This is a genomic window from Alitabrizicola rongguiensis (genome assembly GCF_021491355.1).
Lineage (GTDB): Bacteria > Pseudomonadota > Alphaproteobacteria > Rhodobacterales > Rhodobacteraceae > Aliitabrizicola > Aliitabrizicola rongguiensis.
In genome coordinates this window covers 80,934-96,044 of record NZ_JAKENF010000001.1, presented here as the reverse complement: position 1 = coordinate 96,044, position 15,111 = coordinate 80,934, and the positions used below count along the sequence as shown (strand labels likewise).

General features: G+C 65.1%; 13 protein-coding genes. All 13 read left to right on the top strand.

Annotated elements, in window-relative coordinates:
- Positions 1-63: 63 nt before the first annotated feature.
- The 13 genes from L0V05_RS00440 to recN all read left to right on the top strand — a co-directional run bounded on the left by L0V05_RS00440 (position 64) and on the right by recN (position 15,060).
- A complete protein-coding gene (locus L0V05_RS00440) occupies positions 64-1,341 on the top strand; it encodes a 4-aminobutyrate--2-oxoglutarate transaminase (protein ID WP_234867294.1) in 1,278 nt (425 codons plus the stop codon).
- Positions 1,342-1,505: 164 nt separating this feature from the next.
- Positions 1,506-2,231 carry an energy-coupling factor ABC transporter ATP-binding protein gene (locus L0V05_RS00435; protein WP_234867292.1) on the top strand — a complete coding sequence of 242 codons (726 nt, stop codon included), beginning with the start codon at positions 1,506-1,508 and terminating at the stop codon, positions 2,229-2,231.
- Positions 2,206-2,802 (top strand): energy-coupling factor transporter transmembrane component T family protein, encoded by a 597-nt coding sequence (locus L0V05_RS00430; protein WP_234867290.1) that lies wholly within the window; start codon positions 2,206-2,208, stop codon positions 2,800-2,802. The genes L0V05_RS00435 and L0V05_RS00430 overlap by 26 nt, the downstream gene beginning before the upstream one ends.
- Before the next feature lie 16 nt (positions 2,803-2,818).
- Entirely contained in the window at positions 2,819-3,361 is a 543-nt protein-coding gene (locus L0V05_RS00425) for a biotin transporter BioY (protein ID WP_234867288.1), read from the top strand.
- Positions 3,362-3,552: 191 nt separating this feature from the next.
- The gene (gene murB / locus L0V05_RS00420) at positions 3,553-4,488 is read left to right on the top strand and encodes a UDP-N-acetylmuramate dehydrogenase (protein ID WP_234867285.1); all 936 of its coding nucleotides are present in this window, start codon (positions 3,553-3,555) and stop codon (positions 4,486-4,488) included.
- 61 nt (positions 4,489-4,549) lie between these two features.
- On the top strand, positions 4,550-5,464 hold the full coding sequence (locus L0V05_RS00415; RefSeq protein WP_234867283.1) for a D-alanine--D-alanine ligase: 915 nt from the start codon (positions 4,550-4,552) through the stop codon (positions 5,462-5,464).
- Positions 5,452-6,342: a cell division protein FtsQ/DivIB gene (locus tag L0V05_RS00410; RefSeq protein ID WP_234867281.1), complete on the top strand. Its 891-nt coding sequence runs from the start codon at positions 5,452-5,454 to the stop codon at positions 6,340-6,342. The genes L0V05_RS00415 and L0V05_RS00410 overlap by 13 nt, the downstream gene beginning before the upstream one ends.
- Positions 6,339-7,673 carry a cell division protein FtsA gene (ftsA, locus tag L0V05_RS00405; RefSeq protein WP_234867279.1) on the top strand — a complete coding sequence of 445 codons (1,335 nt, stop codon included), beginning with the start codon at positions 6,339-6,341 and terminating at the stop codon, positions 7,671-7,673. Before L0V05_RS00410 ends, ftsA begins: the two co-directional genes overlap by 4 nt.
- Before the next feature lie 204 nt (positions 7,674-7,877).
- Entirely contained in the window at positions 7,878-9,512 is a 1,635-nt protein-coding gene (ftsZ, locus tag L0V05_RS00400) for a cell division protein FtsZ (protein ID WP_234867277.1), read from the top strand.
- 167 nt (positions 9,513-9,679) lie between these two features.
- Positions 9,680-11,197, top strand: a complete 1,518-nt coding sequence (locus tag L0V05_RS00395; protein WP_234867274.1) for a serine hydrolase — start codon at positions 9,680-9,682, stop codon at positions 11,195-11,197.
- 315 nt (positions 11,198-11,512) lie between these two features.
- Complete coding sequence (gene lpxC, locus L0V05_RS00390; RefSeq protein WP_234867272.1) at positions 11,513-12,433, top strand: UDP-3-O-acyl-N-acetylglucosamine deacetylase; 921 nt, start codon at positions 11,513-11,515, stop codon at positions 12,431-12,433.
- A gap of 131 nt (positions 12,434-12,564) precedes the next feature.
- On the top strand, positions 12,565-13,404 hold the full coding sequence (locus L0V05_RS00385) for an outer membrane protein assembly factor BamD (RefSeq protein WP_234867270.1): 840 nt from the start codon (positions 12,565-12,567) through the stop codon (positions 13,402-13,404).
- A 12-nt stretch (positions 13,405-13,416) separates the two neighbouring features.
- A complete protein-coding gene (gene recN, locus L0V05_RS00380) occupies positions 13,417-15,060 on the top strand; it encodes a DNA repair protein RecN (protein WP_234867267.1) in 1,644 nt (547 codons plus the stop codon).
- The last annotated feature ends 51 nt before the right edge of the window (positions 15,061-15,111 follow it).

The following is a 15,111-nucleotide window of genomic DNA, read 5'->3' as shown; positions in this document are numbered from 1 at the left end:
GATCAAATCGAAGCAGGACATGTCGGGCGCCCATTGGCGCCCCGGACCGATTCGGAGAAAGCCATGCTGAACGCTGATGTAGCCCGCCGCCGCGAGACCGCGATTTCGCGCGGGGTCGGGATGACCACCCAGATCTACGCCGACAAGGCGCTGAACGCGGAAATCTGGGACATCGAGGGCAATCGCTATATCGACTTCGCCGCCGGCATCGCCGTGGTGAACACCGGCCACCGGCACCCGAAGGTCATGGCAGCCGTCGCCGAACAGTTGAACCGCTTCACCCATACCTGCCACCAGGTCCTGCCCTACGAGAACTACATCCGTCTGGCCGAGCGCCTGAACGAGAAGGTGCCGGGCAACTTCCCGAAGAAGACGATCTTCGCGACGACAGGCGCCGAAGCCGTCGAGAACGCGATCAAGATCGCCCGTGTCGCCACGGGCCGCAACGCCGTCATTGCGTTTGGCGGTGCCTTCCACGGCCGGACTTTCATGGGCATGACGCTGACCGGCAAGGTCGAGCCCTACAAGAAGGGCTTCGGCACGATGATGCCTGACGTCTACCACGTGCCCTATCCGCAGGAAGTGCATGGCGTCTCGACCGCCCAGGCGATGGAGGGGATCAACAAGCTGTTCAAGGCCGATGTCGATCCGGCCCGCGTCGCCGCGATCATCCTCGAGCCGGTGCAGGGCGAGGGCGGCTTCTACCCGGCGCCGACCGACCTGGTGAAGGCGGTCCGCAAGCTTTGTGACGAGCATGGCATCGTGATGATCGCCGACGAGGTCCAGACCGGCTTCGCGCGCACCGGCACGTTGTTCGCCATGGAAGCCCATGGTGTCGCGGCCGACATTACCTGCATGGCCAAGGGCCTGGGCGGCGGTCTGCCGATCTCGGCCGTCACTGGCCGCGCCGACCTGATGGATGCCTCTCAACCCGGTGGCCTCGGCGGCACCTATGCCGGCAACCCGCTTGGCATCGCGGCTGCCAATGCCGTGCTCGACGTGATCGAGGAGGAAGACCTCTGCGCCCGCGCCAATGAACTCGGCTCGCGCCTGAAGCAGAAGCTCGAGGCGATCCGCGCCACCACGCCCGAGATCATGGACATCCGCGGCCCCGGCTTCATGGTCGCGGTCGAGTTCGGCAAGCCTGGTACGCACGAGCCCGATGCGGGCTTCACCGGCCGTGTACGGGTCGAGGCGCTGAAGCGCGGGCTGATCCTCTTGACCTGCGGGGTTTATGGCAACGTCATCCGTTTCCTCGCGCCGATCACCATTCCGGACGCGCATTTCGCCGAAGCCATGGACATCCTGGAAGAAGCCATCGCCGCTGCGCGTCAGGGCTGAGGGCTGAGGGCTAAGGGCTGCTGGCGGGGGCTGTCTGCCCCGCACCTCTCATAAGGTACTTCCGCCGGGGAGAAACAGGGGCGGCCCGCCAGTTGGGCCGCCCTTTGCATTTGGCATCAGCCGGTGAGAGCGGTAAGCACGGCCGGATCGGAGTTTGTGTTGCCATGACGGAAAGCGGCCTGATCCTGAAGGATGTCGGCTTTTCCCAGCAGGGAAAGGCGATCCTGTCGGGCATTTCGCTGGAGCTGGGCGAAAAGCGGATCGGGATTGCCGGGCGGAACGGGTCAGGCAAGACGACACTTCTGCGCGTGATGGCCGGGCTGGTCGCCCCCTCATCCGGAACGGTGCTGCTCGACGGAATAGACCCATGGACCGATCGGAAAGCGGCGCTGTCACGTGTAGGCATCCTTTTCCAGAACCCCGACCACCAGATCATCTTTCCCACGGTGGGAGAGGAACTGGCATTCGGTCTGAGACAGATGGGCCAGACTGATGCGACGGCGCGTGAGGCCGTCGCTCGGATCCTGGCGAATGAAGGGCGCGCCCATTGGGCCTCGGCCCCGGTTCATACGTTGTCGCAGGGACAGAGGCAGTATCTGTGCCTGTTGGCGGTCCTTGCCATGGGGCCGGGAACCATCCTTCTGGACGAACCCTTTGCCGCGCTGGACATGCCGACCCAGATTCGGCTCAGTCGGCGCCTCGAAACCCTGGAGCAGCGGCTGATCGTCGTCAGCCATGATCCGGATGTTCTGGCCGAAATGGAGCGGGTCGTCTGGATCGAAGGCGGGCGAGTGCAGAGCGATGGACCTGCTGGGCCAGTGCTGGAGGAATTCGCACGCGAGATGAAAAGGCTGGGTGCGGTCGATGCTGACGCTGACCTCTCCGGTTGAAACAGCACTCCACCGGATGCCCGCTGGCTGGAAGCTGGTCGGGCTTGCGCTGGCCACGCTGGTGGTCGTGCCGATGACCGACTTGCGCTGGATTGCTGTGGCTGCGGCGCTGGTTGTGGGCCTTTACCTGATGCAGGGCGTCGCATTCGCCAAAGCGGGCGCAAGGATGCTCTGGCCGCTCTGGCCATTTCTGGTCGTGCTTGCGGTCTGGCATGCGGTGACGGGCGATCTGGTCGCGGGGTTCGGCATAGCGCTGCGAATGCTGACGGCAATCGCGATTGCAAACCTTGTAACGATGACGACACGTCTCGACGACCTGATCGCGGTTGTCGAGCGGTGTGCCCGACCCCTTGTGCGGATTGGATTGAACCCCCGGACCCTCGCCGTGGCGATTGCACTCGTCATCCGCTTCACACCAGTGTTGTTGTTGCGCGCGGGGCAGCTTATGGAGGCCTGGCGTGCGCGAAGTCCGCGCCGGCCGGGCTGGCAGGTCGTGGCGCCGCTGGCGCTGTCTGCGCTCGACGATGCCGAGCGCGTGGCCGAGGCGCTGCGGGCGCGGGGCGGACTATGACGAAAGGAACGACGATTTGGAACGCAATGTGACGATGATCGCCCTGTTCGCGGCCTTGATCGCGGTTCTTGGGCTGGTGCCGAAAATCGACCTGATTTCAGGTGTTCCGATCACGGCCCAGTCCCTGGGCGTCATGCTTTGCGGCACGGTCCTCGGTGCGCGCCGTGGCGCGCTGGCGGTGCTGCTTTTCGTGTTCCTGGTGGCGCTTGGCCTGCCGCTTCTGTCGGGCGGGCGCGGTGGTCTCGGCGTGTTTGCGGGCCCTTCGGTCGGCTACATCGTCGGCTTTCCCTTCGCGGCCTTTGTCGCAGGCTGGGTGACAGAACAGTGGCGGTCGGGCGTCGGACTGTCCGCATTCGCGGGTGCAATCCTGGGGGGCATCGTCGTGCTTTATGCCTTCGGCATTCCCGGCATGGCGCTGGTCCTCGGCAAGTCGCTGCCGGAGGCAATGCTGCTGGCAGCGCCGTTCCTGGCAGGGGATATCATCAAGGCCGGGCTTGCCGGGTTCATCACCAGCGGGATCGCCAGGGTCCGTCCGGATATGGTTCTTTCGCGCAGTTGAGGCGCGCCTGGAAGCCATCCGGCTTCCGTATTGCCTTCGTATTGCAGGGAATGACCCGGCACTTCTAGCGAGAAGTCGCCCCGTCCAGCTGCCGATGAAGCGGGACCGCCGGTCGAACCACGCCGGCAGCGGCTCGCCGACCATTCCACGACTTGCTTGCCCGGCGGAATCGGCTGCGATAGGGCAGGGGCATGACGACACATTCGCTTCCCTGTGCTGTCCGCGGCACGCTGACGCCCGACCGGTCGCTTGCCGACCTGACCTGGCTGCGCGTGGGAGGGCCGGCGGACTGGCTGTTCCAGCCTGCGGATGAGGCGGATCTTTGCGATCTCCTGCGCGAACTTGACCCGGCGGTGCCGGTCTTCCCCATGGGCGTCGGATCCAACCTGATCGTGCGTGATGGCGGATTGCGGGCTGTGGTGATCCGTCTGGGGCGTGGCTTCAACGGCATTTCGGTCGAAGGGGATCGGGTAATCGCCGGGGCGGCGGCACTTGACGCCCATGTGGCGCGCAAGGCGGCCGAAGCGGGGCGTGACCTGACCTTCCTTCGGACCATTCCGGGTTCGATCGGCGGGGCGGTGCGGATGAACGCGGGGTGCTACGGCTCTTATGTCGCGGACAGTCTCGTCGAGGTTCGAGCAGTGACGCGTGCCGGTGATGTTGTCACGATCCCGGCTGCCGACCTGCATCTGCGCTATCGGCAGAGCGATCTGCCAGAGGGATGGGTGATCGTTGCCGCCAGCTTCCGGGCAGATCCCGGTGATCCGGCGGCTCTGGAGGCGCGGATGGCCGAGCAGATCGCGAAACGCGATGCGAGCCAGCCGACGAAGGAGCGCAGCGCTGGGTCGACCTTCCGCAATCCCGCTGGGTTCTCCAGCACCGGACGCACCGATGACACGCATGAGTTGAAGGCCTGGAAGGTGATCGATCGGGCCGGCATGCGGGGCGCGCGGCGGGGGGGTGCCCAGATGAGCGAGATGCACTCCAACTTCCTCATCAACACCGGCGGTGCGACGGCCGCCGATCTCGAGGAATTGGGGGAGGAAGTGAGAAAAAGGGTTTTCGATTCCAGTGGTTTGACGCTAGAGTGGGAAATCATGCGGGTCGGTGAACCGGCGCGCGGATGACCTAAGGTCATATTGAAGAAGAACAATCGGCCAAAAGGCCGAGACAGAGGCGGCGGTGGGCATGTCGAGCAGGGCAGCCCCCAAAGTGGCGGTACTGAAGGGTGGCCTTTCCGCAGAGCGGGAGGTTTCTCTTGTCAGCGGGCGCGAATGCGCAACCGCGCTGCGGGTGGCAGGATTCGAGGTCGAAGAGGTCGATGCAGGCCTCGATCTGCCTGTGCGCCTTGCTGCGCTGAAGCCCGACGTCTGCTTCAATGCACTCCATGGCCGCTGGGGTGAGGATGGCTGTGTGCAAGGCATCCTAGAATGGCTACGGATTCCCTATACCCATTCCGGCGTGCTCGCCTCGGCGCTGGCGATGGACAAGGCGCGGGCCAAGGATGCCTACCAGTCGGTCGGCCTGCCGGTGGTCGAAAGTGTCCTTGCGCCGGTCGAGGAAGTGCGCACGCGCCATGTCTTGACGCCGCCCTATGTTGTGAAACCCAACAACGAAGGCTCTTCGGTCGGGATCTATCTGGTCCACGAGGCGGCGAACGGCCCGCCGCAGCTGTCGCCACAGATGCCGCCGACGGTGATGGTTGAGACCTATGTGCCGGGCCGGGAACTGACCGTGACGGTGATGGGCGACCGCGCGCTCTGTGTGACCGACATCATCACCGACGGCTGGTACGACTATGACGCCAAGTACAAGCCGGGTGGATCACGCCATGTCGTTCCCGCTGAACTGCCTGAGGAAATCACTGCTGCCTGTCTCGACTATGCGCTGAGAGCGCATCGGGCGCTTGGCTGCCGCGGAGTGAGCCGCACCGACTTGCGCTGGGACGAGGCGCGCGGCCTGGCCGGGCTGTTCCTGCTCGAGACGAACACCCAGCCGGGAATGACGCCGACCTCGCTCGCCCCCGAACAGGCGGCCCATCTGGGAATGTCCTTCCCGGAGTTGTGCCGCTGGATGGTGGAGGATGCCTCGTGCAACCGCTGAGATCCGTGCCCCTTGCTCCTCATGATCCGGCCCCAAGCCGCTGGGCCTACCGGATGCATCGGCTATGGCTGACACCCCTGTTCCGCGCGATGCTTCGGGTCGGGCTTCCGTCCTTCACGCTAATCTTTTCCATCGGCCTTTACCTGTCGGACGACCAAAGGCGCGCCAGCCTGAATTCGGCCTCTGCCGGGATCTGGGAGGCGGTGCAGGAGCGGCCGGAATTCATGGTCAATCTCCTGGCGATCGACGGTGCCTCGCCGGCCCTGTCCGAAGCCGTTCGCGCGAAGCTGGCGCTGACGCTGCCGGCCTCGTCCCTGCAACTCGATATGGCGGCGCTGAAGCTGAAGGCCGAAGAACTGGATGCCGTCGCCACTGCCGAACTGCGTGTGCGGACAGGGGGCGTTCTGCAGGTGACGATTCAGGAACGGGTGCCGGTGATCATCTGGCGGACCGAGAGCGAATTGTCCCTGCTTGATGCGTCGGGGACGCGCGTCGCCCGGATTTTCGAGCGTGCCGATCGCCCGGACCTGCCGATCGTAACCGGGCAGGGGGCGAATGACGCGGTGGCCGAGGCGCTGGCGCTGATCGCTGCCGCCGAGCCGATCGCCAGTCGGCTGCGCGGGCTTGTCCGGGTGGGCGAGCGGCGGTGGGACATGGTCCTTGACCGGGATCAGCGCATTCTCCTGCCCGAGGTCGACCCGATCCCGGCGCTCGAGCGGGTGATCGCGCTCGACAAGGCCGAGAAGCTTCTGGATCGCGACGTGGTCGCGGTCGATTTCAGGAACGAACACCGTCCGGTGCTGCGCCTGACCCCCGGCGCGCTCGAACAGATGCGCAACGCCGGCGCCCCCACCGAAACCGGAGCAAGCAATCTATGACCGATCTCTACCAGTCTCAGCGTGCCATGCGTCACATGCGCCGGGTTGCGATGCAGCGAGGGGTGATCGCCATTCTCGACGTGGGCAGCTCCAAGATCGCCTGCCTTATCCTGCGCTTCGACGGTCCGGACGTGCTGCGCGAGGCGGAGGGCATCGGCCCGATGGCGGGGCAGTCGAGCTTCCGCATCATCGGCGCGGCGACCACCCGGTCGCGGGGCGTGCGCTTTGGCGAGATCGCCCAGATGAACGAGACCGAGCGCGCCATCCGCACCGCGGTCCAGGCGGCGCAGAAGATGGCCAATGTCCGGGTGGACCATGCCATCGCCTGCTTCTCGGGCGCCGAGCCTCGCAGCTATGGGCTGGCGGGCGAGTGGGATCTCCAGGACAGCGTCGTGACCGAGCAGGACGTGGCCAGGGTGCTGGCCGCCTGCGATGTGCCCGATATCGGTCAGGGCCGTGAGGTTATGCACGCCCAGCCGGTGAACTTCGCGCTGGATCATCGCAGCGGGCTGGGCGATCCGAGGGGGCAGATCGGCAACCGGCTGGCCTGCGACATGCACATGCTGACGGTCGAGGCGGCGGCGATCCAGAATCTTCTCTACTGCATCAAGCGCTGCGACCTCGAACTGGCCGGCATCGCCTCTTCTGCCTATGTCTCGGGCTTTTCGAGCCTTGTCGAGGATGAGCAGGAACTGGGCGCGGCCTGCATCGACATGGGCGGCGGCTCGACGGGCATTTCGATCTTCATCAAGAAGCACATGATCTATGCCGATGCGGTGCGCATGGGCGGCGACCATGTCACCTCGGACATCTCCAAGGGCCTGCAGGTACCGATCGCAACCGCCGAGCGGATCAAGACCCGTCACGGAGGCGTAGTGGCCACCGGCATGGACGACCGCGAGATGATCGAGATCGGGGCTGATTCGGGTGACTGGGACAAGGACCGTCGTACGGTCAGCCGGACCGAGTTGATCGGGATCATGCGCCCGCGTGTCGAGGAGATCCTCGAGGAGGTCCGGGCGCGGCTGGACGCGGCCGGTTTCGACCATCTGCCGAGCCAGCAGATCGTGCTGACCGGCGGCGCAAGCCAGATTCCGGGACTGGATGGCCTGGCTGCCCGCGTTCTGGGGCAGCGCGTGCGCCTTGGGCGCCCGCTCCGCGTGCAAGGACTGCCGCAAGCCACAACCGGGCCAGCATTTTCCAGCGCCGTGGGGTTGTGTCTGTTCGCAGCGCACCCGCAAGACGAGTGGTGGGACTTTGACATCCCATCTGAACGTATCCCAGCCCGATCCTTGAAGAGGGCCATCAGATGGTTCCGCGATAACTGGTAACCGCAACATCAAGTCAAGACGGCGAAATCCCGCTGAGCGGCGGGACGGCTGCCCCACATTTTGTGGGCCATGCCGCTTTTTTTCGTGACCTTGGGGCGAGCAGTGAGTAAAATCGGCAACAATCAAGCGGAAACCCGCGAAAGGCGCAGGCAGAAGCGCCGTGCAGGGGCGAGGCCGGGGCAACAGGAAATAGGCGGATTGGCGATGACATTGAACTTTGTAGCGAACACCGAAAAAGAAGAGCTGAAGCCGCGGATCACGGTGTTCGGCGTTGGCGGCGCCGGAGGCAACGCCGTCAACAACATGATCGACCAGAACCTTGAGGGGGTCGAATTTGTTGTCGCGAATACCGACGCGCAGGCGCTGATGCAGAGTCGCGCGGCGAGCCGCATCCAGATGGGTGTTCGCGTGACCGAGGGACTCGGCGCAGGCGCCCGTCCGACCGTCGGCGCCGCCGCGGCAGAGGAGTCGATCGAGCAGATCGTCGACCATCTCGCCGGCGCGCACATGTGCTTCATCACCGCCGGTATGGGCGGCGGCACCGGCACCGGCGCCGCACCGATCATCGCTCAGGCGGCGCGCGAGCTGGGCGTGCTGACCGTGGGCGTCGTGACCAAGCCCTTCCAGTTCGAGGGCGCGAAGCGGATGCGCCAGGCCGAGGAAGGCGTCGAGGCGCTTCAGAAAGTCGTCGACACGCTCATCATCATCCCGAACCAGAACCTGTTCCGGCTGGCCAACGAAAAGACGACCTTCACCGAAGCCTTCGCCATGGCCGACGACGTCCTCTACCAGGGCGTCAAGGGCGTGACCGACCTGATGGTGCGTCCGGGCCTCATCAACCTCGACTTCGCCGACGTGCGCGCGGTTATGGACGAGATGGGCAAGGCGATGATGGGCACGGGCGAAGCGACCGGCCAGGACCGGGCCGTGCAAGCCGCAGAGAAGGCGATCGCCAACCCGCTGCTCGACGAGATCAGCCTGAATGGCGCCAAGGGTGTGCTCATCAACATCACCGGCGGCTACGACCTGACGCTGTTCGAGCTGGACGAAGCCGCGAACATCATCCGTGAAAAGGTCGATCCCGACGCCAACATCATCGTGGGCTCGACGCTCGACACGTCGATGGAAGGCGCGATCCGGGTTTCGGTCGTCGCGACCGGTATCGACGCCTCGATGTCGAACCGCGCCGATGCGCCGGTTCCGCGCCGCTCGATGGCAACGCCGATCCCTGCTCCGGTTGCCCCCGTATCGATGAAGGCCGCAGCCGAACCCGTGGTCGAAAGCCGGCCGGAACCGCGCCGTGAAGCGCCGGTTGCCGAGGTGGAAGATGACGAGCCCTCGCTGTTCCAGGGGCTGGCAGACGAGGCAGAGGAAGAGTTCTTCGACGAGGATAGCAGCGACGAACTGCCGCCGCCGGCCTATCAGCCGCAACAGGCTGCGGCTCAACCGCCGCGTGCTGCCGCGCCCGCTCCCGCCGCGTTCGACACCGATCCGGGCGCTTTCGTTGCGCCGCGTGGCCGTTCGGCAGGACAGCCGTCGCCCGAGGCGCTTGCGCGTCTGCAGGCTGCGGCCAGCAAGGTGCCACCGCGCGCCGCCGCACCATCAGCCGCGCCTCGCGCCGCCGCGGCTGCTCCTGCGCCCGCCGCGCGCCCGGTCGAGAAGCCGCGCTTCGGCATCGGCTCGCTCATCAACCGGATGGCCGGCCATAGCGATGCCGCCGAGCGTGCCTCTGCGGCCCGCCAGCAGCCGCCCGTAACCGGCTACGACGACGAGCCTGAACTGAGCGCCGACCAGGAGCGGATCGAGATTCCCGCCTTCCTGCGCCGCCAGGCGAACTGAGCCTAGCGAACATCTCGGCGAAGAAGGCCCGGAGTGTCCGGGCCTTTTTCAATTTCCAGCCCCGCCAAGAAATCCGTTGAGTCACCCGTCGGCCCGCATCAAGCTGGCGGCGCACGGGACAAGGAAATTACGGGGGCGGTATGCGTATTGTCGACAAGTCCATCGTCATGACCATTCTTGCTACGGGTCTGGCGGCCACCGGCGCGATGGCGGACCCCCTGAGGCGAGAGCAGGTCGAGGCCGCGCTTCCCGCGCTCAGGGAAATGGCGCAGAAGGCGGTCGATGACGGGCAGGTGCCCGGACTGTCGATTGCCGTCGTGTTGGGAGACAGCGTCCTCTTTGCCGAAGGGTTCGGCGTGAAGGAGATGGGCAAGCCCGACAAGGTAGATGCCGACACGGTCTTCCAACTGGCGTCGATGTCCAAGCCGATCTCGTCGACAGTCGTTGCGGCGCTTGTCTCGAAGGGGATCGTGGATTGGGAGAGCCAGGTGTCGCATATCGCTCCGCAGTTCCAGCTTCACGATGCCTATCCCAGCAGCGAAGTGACCCTACGGGACCTGTTCAACCACCGCTCCGGCCTTCCCGGCAGCGCGGGCAACGATATCGAGGATATCGGCTTTGACCGCGATACGATCATGGAGCGCCTGCGGCTGGTTCCGGCCTGGGTCAGCTTTCGCGGGGGGTATTCCTACAGCAATGCCGGGCTGACCATGGGCGGGATGGCCGCGGCAAATGCTGCGGGCAAGGCATGGGAGGATATCGCGCAGGATGAGCTTTTCGGCCCGCTCGGGATGGCTACGGCGAGCTATCGGTACGATGACTTTGCCGCACGGACGGATCGAGCCGCCCTGCATGTGCAGATCGACGGCGCCTGGACGGCCAAGGTCACGCGCGACGCCGACCCGCAAGCCCCCGCTGGCGGTGCAAGCGCCAGCGTCGTTGATCTTGCCAGCTGGATGCAGCTGGAATTGGCGAACGGCAAATGGAAGGGCTATCCGCTGATCTCGGAAGAGGCTCTTGCCGCCACGCATCAGCCCCTGACCTCGCGCGGGAAAAATCCCGTTTCGGGCGCACCGTCCTTCTATGGTCTGGGCTGGAATGTCGAATTCGGTCGCCATGGCGAAACCTGGGGCCATGCCGGGGCCTTCAGCAACGGCGCGCGCACCCTTGTCACCCTCTGGCCCGATACCGGGCTTGGCGTCACAATTCTCGCCAATGCCTTCCCGACTGGCGTGCCCGAGGGGATCTCGGACAATTTCGCGGATCTGGTTTTTGACGGGAAGATCGCGAAGGACCACATCGGCCCCTGGAACGACGCATTTTCAGGCCTGTTCGGCCCCGCAATCGAAGCCGCGAAGGCCGAGTTCGCCAAGCCACCTGCGGACACAACACCCGCTCTGCCGGACAGCGCCTATGTCGGCCGCTACGCCAACGACTATGTCGGTGTCGTCGAGGTCCAGGCGACAGCCGATGGTCTGACCGTGGCGCTTGGTCCCGAAGGCAAGACCCACTATCCGCTCACGCATTTCGACCGCGACACCTTCGTGTATTTCGCGGCGCCCGAGATGCCAGACCTGCCTTCGCCAGCCACGTTCCAGATCGGAACGGATGGCAAGGCGAATGCCCTGGTTCTGGACACACTCGATGCAAACGGGCTTGGGAAAGTGACCCGTCTGGCCGAGTAACGCAACGTCACTATCACGGCCGCAACCACGGGATGCCGTGCAGTTGCAGCAATCTTTGCTGCACTGCATGTGTCGGGTTGACGAGTTTCCCTAACTTGACGGTAACAAAAATACTGTTGATGGTTGTGGATATCCGATAATTTTATAATTTAAATCATATGCTTATGTATCATTTGGCGGGTTTGCGCCGGCAATCCATTCCTGTGTTACAAGGCGTCACAAAGAGTGAATTGTGATGCAGGGGCTGTGCGACTACCTGCAAACTGCGGGAAAAAGCCGAGAAAACGGTCCGCGAAAAACTTGGGGTTAAGTCGCGTGCAGAACACGATCAAATCTTCGGTGGTCTTTACCGGCGTCGGTCTTCATTCCGGCGCTCCGGTGCGTATGGTGGTCAGCCCGGCCTCGGCCGATTACGGGATCTGGTTCAAGCGCACCGACGATGTCGGCGGCGATCGGATGATCGCAGCCCGGTGGGATGCGGTGATCCCCTCGCGCCTGTGCACCCTGGTCGGTAACTCGGCCGGCGTGACCGTTTCGACGATCGAGCACCTGATGGCCGCGCTCGCTGGCTGCGGCATCCATAACGCCCTGATCGAGATCGACGGACCGGAAGTGCCGATTCTTGACGGCAGCGCCGCGCCGTTCGTGCGTGCCTTCCTTGCAAAGGGCCTGCGCGCGCAGAACGTCCCGGTGCGTGCGATCCGTGTCCTCAAGCCAGTCGAGGTGCGCGAGGGTGAAGCTGTCGCGCGGCTTGAACCGTCGGACGTGCTCGAGATCGATTTCGAAATCGACTTCACCGACCGAGCCATCGGCCGGCAGGAGAAAAGCCTCAACATGGCAAACGGCGCCTTCGTGCGCGAACTGGCCGACAGCCGGACCTTCTGCCGTCAGGCGGATGTCGATGCGATGCTGGCCAACGGTCTTGCGCTTGGCGGAACCTTCGAAAACGCCGTTGTCGTCGACGACGACCGGGTCCTCAGCCCCGGCGGCTTCCGCCACCGCGATGAACCTGTTCGCCACAAGATGCTGGACGCCCTGGGTGACCTGTCGCTTGCTGGCGGCCCGATCCTTGGCCGCTACACCGGCATTCGCGCCGGTCATGCGCTGACCAACCGGCTTCTGCGGGCCCTGTTTGCGCGCCCAGATGCCTGGGAAATGATCGAGATCGAGCCCAAGGCCGGCCGCAAGCTACCGGGTGCCGGCGTTGTCGCTTCCGATCTGCCGGTTTTCGCCTGAGCTGCGCATCTGCGGGAGCTTTCAGCGCCGAAAGGCGTTTTGCGCCCCGGATTTATCTGTGTTAGGAACCGGGCAACAGTTCGGATCACGGCAAGTGGCCCGGCACAAGGATTCTTCGAGGTAGGTCGCAGATGGCAGGCTTGAGAACCGGGGCGCGCTGGATGGGCACCGCCGTTCTGGTTGGATTTCTGGCGGCCTGCGGCGGAAGCCAGAAAAACGAGTCGCTGGAGAACCTTACGGCCGAGCAGATCTACCAGATGGGCGAATACGAGCTGGAAGGCCGTCAGCGCCCTAAGGATGCCGTTCACTACTTCGCCGAGGTCGAGCGGCTTTATCCCTATACGGAATGGGCCAAGCGCGCCCTGATCATGGAAGCCTATTCCTATCATCAGGCGAAGCAGTACGAGGAATCTCGGGCCGCGGCGGAGCGTTTCCTTGAATTCTATCCGGGCGACTCTGATGCGCCCTATGCGCAATATCTGCTCGCGCTCTCCTACTACGACCAGATCGACCTTGTCGGTCGCGACCAGGGGCTGACGTTCCAGGCTCTCAAGGCCCTGCGCGACGTGATCGAACTCTATCCCGACAGCGACTACGCGCAGTCGGCGATCCTGAAGTTCGACCTCGCCTTCGACCATCTCGCCGGCAAGGAGATGGAGATCGGCCGCTACTACCTGAAGCGCGGCAACTACACGGCGGCGATCAACCGCTTCCGCGTCGTGGTCGAGGATTACCAGACGACCACGCACACAGCCGAGGCGCTCATGCGCCTGGTCGAATGCTATCTTGCACTCGGCTTCACCAACGAGGCGCAGACGGCCGGGGCGATCCTGGGCTACAACTATCGCGCCAGCCCGTTCTATGACGATGCCTATCGTCTGCTGACCAGTGCAGGCCTGAGCCCCGAAGCCAAAGGCGACAACTGGCTCAACAAGGTCTATCGCCAGATGGTTCGCGGCGAGTGGCTGTAAAGGGGGCGGGCCATGCTCCGCTCTCTTGAAATCCGCGACCTGCTGATCATCGACCGGCTCAGCCTCGACTTCCAGCCGGGGTTGAACGTGCTGACCGGCGAAACCGGTGCGGGCAAGTCGATCCTGCTCGATGCGCTTGGCTTTGTGCTGGGCTGGCGGGGCCGGGCCGAACTTGTGCGGCAGGGGGCCACGCAGGGAGAGGTGACTGCCGAGTTCCAGCTTGCGCCTGGCCACCCGGCGCGGACCGTGCTGGACGAGGCCGGGATCGAGACCGAGGACGAGCTGATCCTGCGCCGGATCAACACCGCTGATGGCCGCAAGACCGCCTGGGTCAACGACCGGCGCGTGACGGGCGAGGTGCTGCGCGCCCTGTCCGACCGGCTGGTGGAACTACACGGCCAACATGACGACCGCGGCCTGCTGAACCCGCGCGGCCATCGCCAGTTGCTCGATGCCTATGCCGCGATCGATCTTGCGCCCCTACGTTCGGCCTGGACCGGCCGGGGTGCGGCGCGCAAGGCGCTGGCCGATGCCGAGGCTGCCCTGGCGCAGGTGAGGGCCGAGGAGGACTTCCTGCGTCACGCTGTTGCCGAACTCGATAAGCTTGATCCGCAGCCGGGCGAGGAGGCGACGCTCGACGCCCGCCGTCGCCTGATGCAGGCGGCCGGCCGCATCCGCCAGGATGTGCAGCGTGCCTGGCAGGCCCTGTCAGCAGAGGGCGCGGAAGGGCTGATCGCCGATGCGCGGCGCTGGCTGGAAGGCGCGGCGGACAAGGCCGAAGGCGTTCTGGAAGACCCGCTCGCCGCGCTTGGCCGGGCGCTGACCGAACTTGGCGAGGCGCAAGCCGGCGTCGAGTCGGCGCTGGAAAAGCTCGACTTCAACCCCGCAGAGCTTGAGGCGCTGGAAGAGCGCCTCTTCGCCATCCGGGCCCTGGCGCGCAAGCATGGTGTGCTGCCGGACGATCTTGGCGCTTTCGCCCAAGGACTCAGGCAGCGGCTCGAGGCGCTGGACGGCGGGGCGCGCAACCTCGCGGCGCTGGCCCGGGCGGTGGCAGAGGCCGACGCGGCCTATGACGCCGCAGCTGCGGTTGTCTCCGACCGCCGCTCTCAGGCTGCCGGTCGGCTGGACGAGGCGGTGATGGCCGAGCTTGCGCCCCTCAAGATGGAGCGCGCCGTGTTTACCACCGACATCGTTCCGGCCGAGCCGGGACCCGAAGGTCGCGACCAGGTCACCTTCCTTGTCGCCACCAACCCCGGCGCACCCGCAGGTCCGCTGGACCGGATCGCGTCTGGGGGTGAGCTGTCGCGCTTTCTCCTCGCGCTCAAGGTTTGCCTCACCGGCGATGACAGCGGCCTGACCCTTATCTTCGACGAGATCGACCACGGCGTCGGAGGTGCAACCGCCGATGCCGTGGGCCGCCGCCTCAAGGCCCTGGCGGAAAGCGGACAGGTGCTGGTCGTAACCCATTCCCCGCAGGTCGCCGCCCGTGGCGCGCATCACTGGCGGGTGGAGAAGCGGGTGACGGACGACGTGACCACATCGACCGTGACCGCCCTTGCTGAGGCCGACCGGGTGGATGAGATCGCCCGGATGCTTTCCGGCGATACCGTCACCGACGCCGCCCGCGAAGCGGCCCGGGCGCTTCTGGCAGGCTGAACCCCAAGGTCTTCTTCCGTTGAAAAAATACCCTCGGGGGTGAGCCCCGAA

What these genes read in the sequence shown, in the direction of transcription:
- L0V05_RS00440 (WP_234867294.1), top strand. Translation starts at nt 64, where the DNA reads ATGCTGAACGCTGATGTAGCCCGCCGCCGCGAGACCGCGATTTCGCGC.
- L0V05_RS00435 (WP_234867292.1), top strand. Translation starts at nt 1,506, where the DNA reads ATGACGGAAAGCGGCCTGATCCTGAAGGATGTCGGCTTTTCCCAGCAG.
- L0V05_RS00430 (WP_234867290.1), top strand. Translation starts at nt 2,206, where the DNA reads ATGCTGACGCTGACCTCTCCGGTTGAAACAGCACTCCACCGGATGCCC.
- murB (WP_234867285.1), top strand. Translation starts at nt 3,553, where the DNA reads ATGACGACACATTCGCTTCCCTGTGCTGTCCGCGGCACGCTGACGCCC.
- L0V05_RS00415 (WP_234867283.1), top strand. Translation starts at nt 4,550, where the DNA reads ATGTCGAGCAGGGCAGCCCCCAAAGTGGCGGTACTGAAGGGTGGCCTT.
- ftsA (WP_234867279.1), top strand. Translation starts at nt 6,339, where the DNA reads ATGACCGATCTCTACCAGTCTCAGCGTGCCATGCGTCACATGCGCCGG.
- ftsZ (WP_234867277.1), top strand. Translation starts at nt 7,878, where the DNA reads ATGACATTGAACTTTGTAGCGAACACCGAAAAAGAAGAGCTGAAGCCG.
- L0V05_RS00395 (WP_234867274.1), top strand. Translation starts at nt 9,680, where the DNA reads ATGACCATTCTTGCTACGGGTCTGGCGGCCACCGGCGCGATGGCGGAC.
- L0V05_RS00385 (WP_234867270.1), top strand. Translation starts at nt 12,565, where the DNA reads ATGGCAGGCTTGAGAACCGGGGCGCGCTGGATGGGCACCGCCGTTCTG.
- recN (WP_234867267.1), top strand. Translation starts at nt 13,417, where the DNA reads ATGCTCCGCTCTCTTGAAATCCGCGACCTGCTGATCATCGACCGGCTC.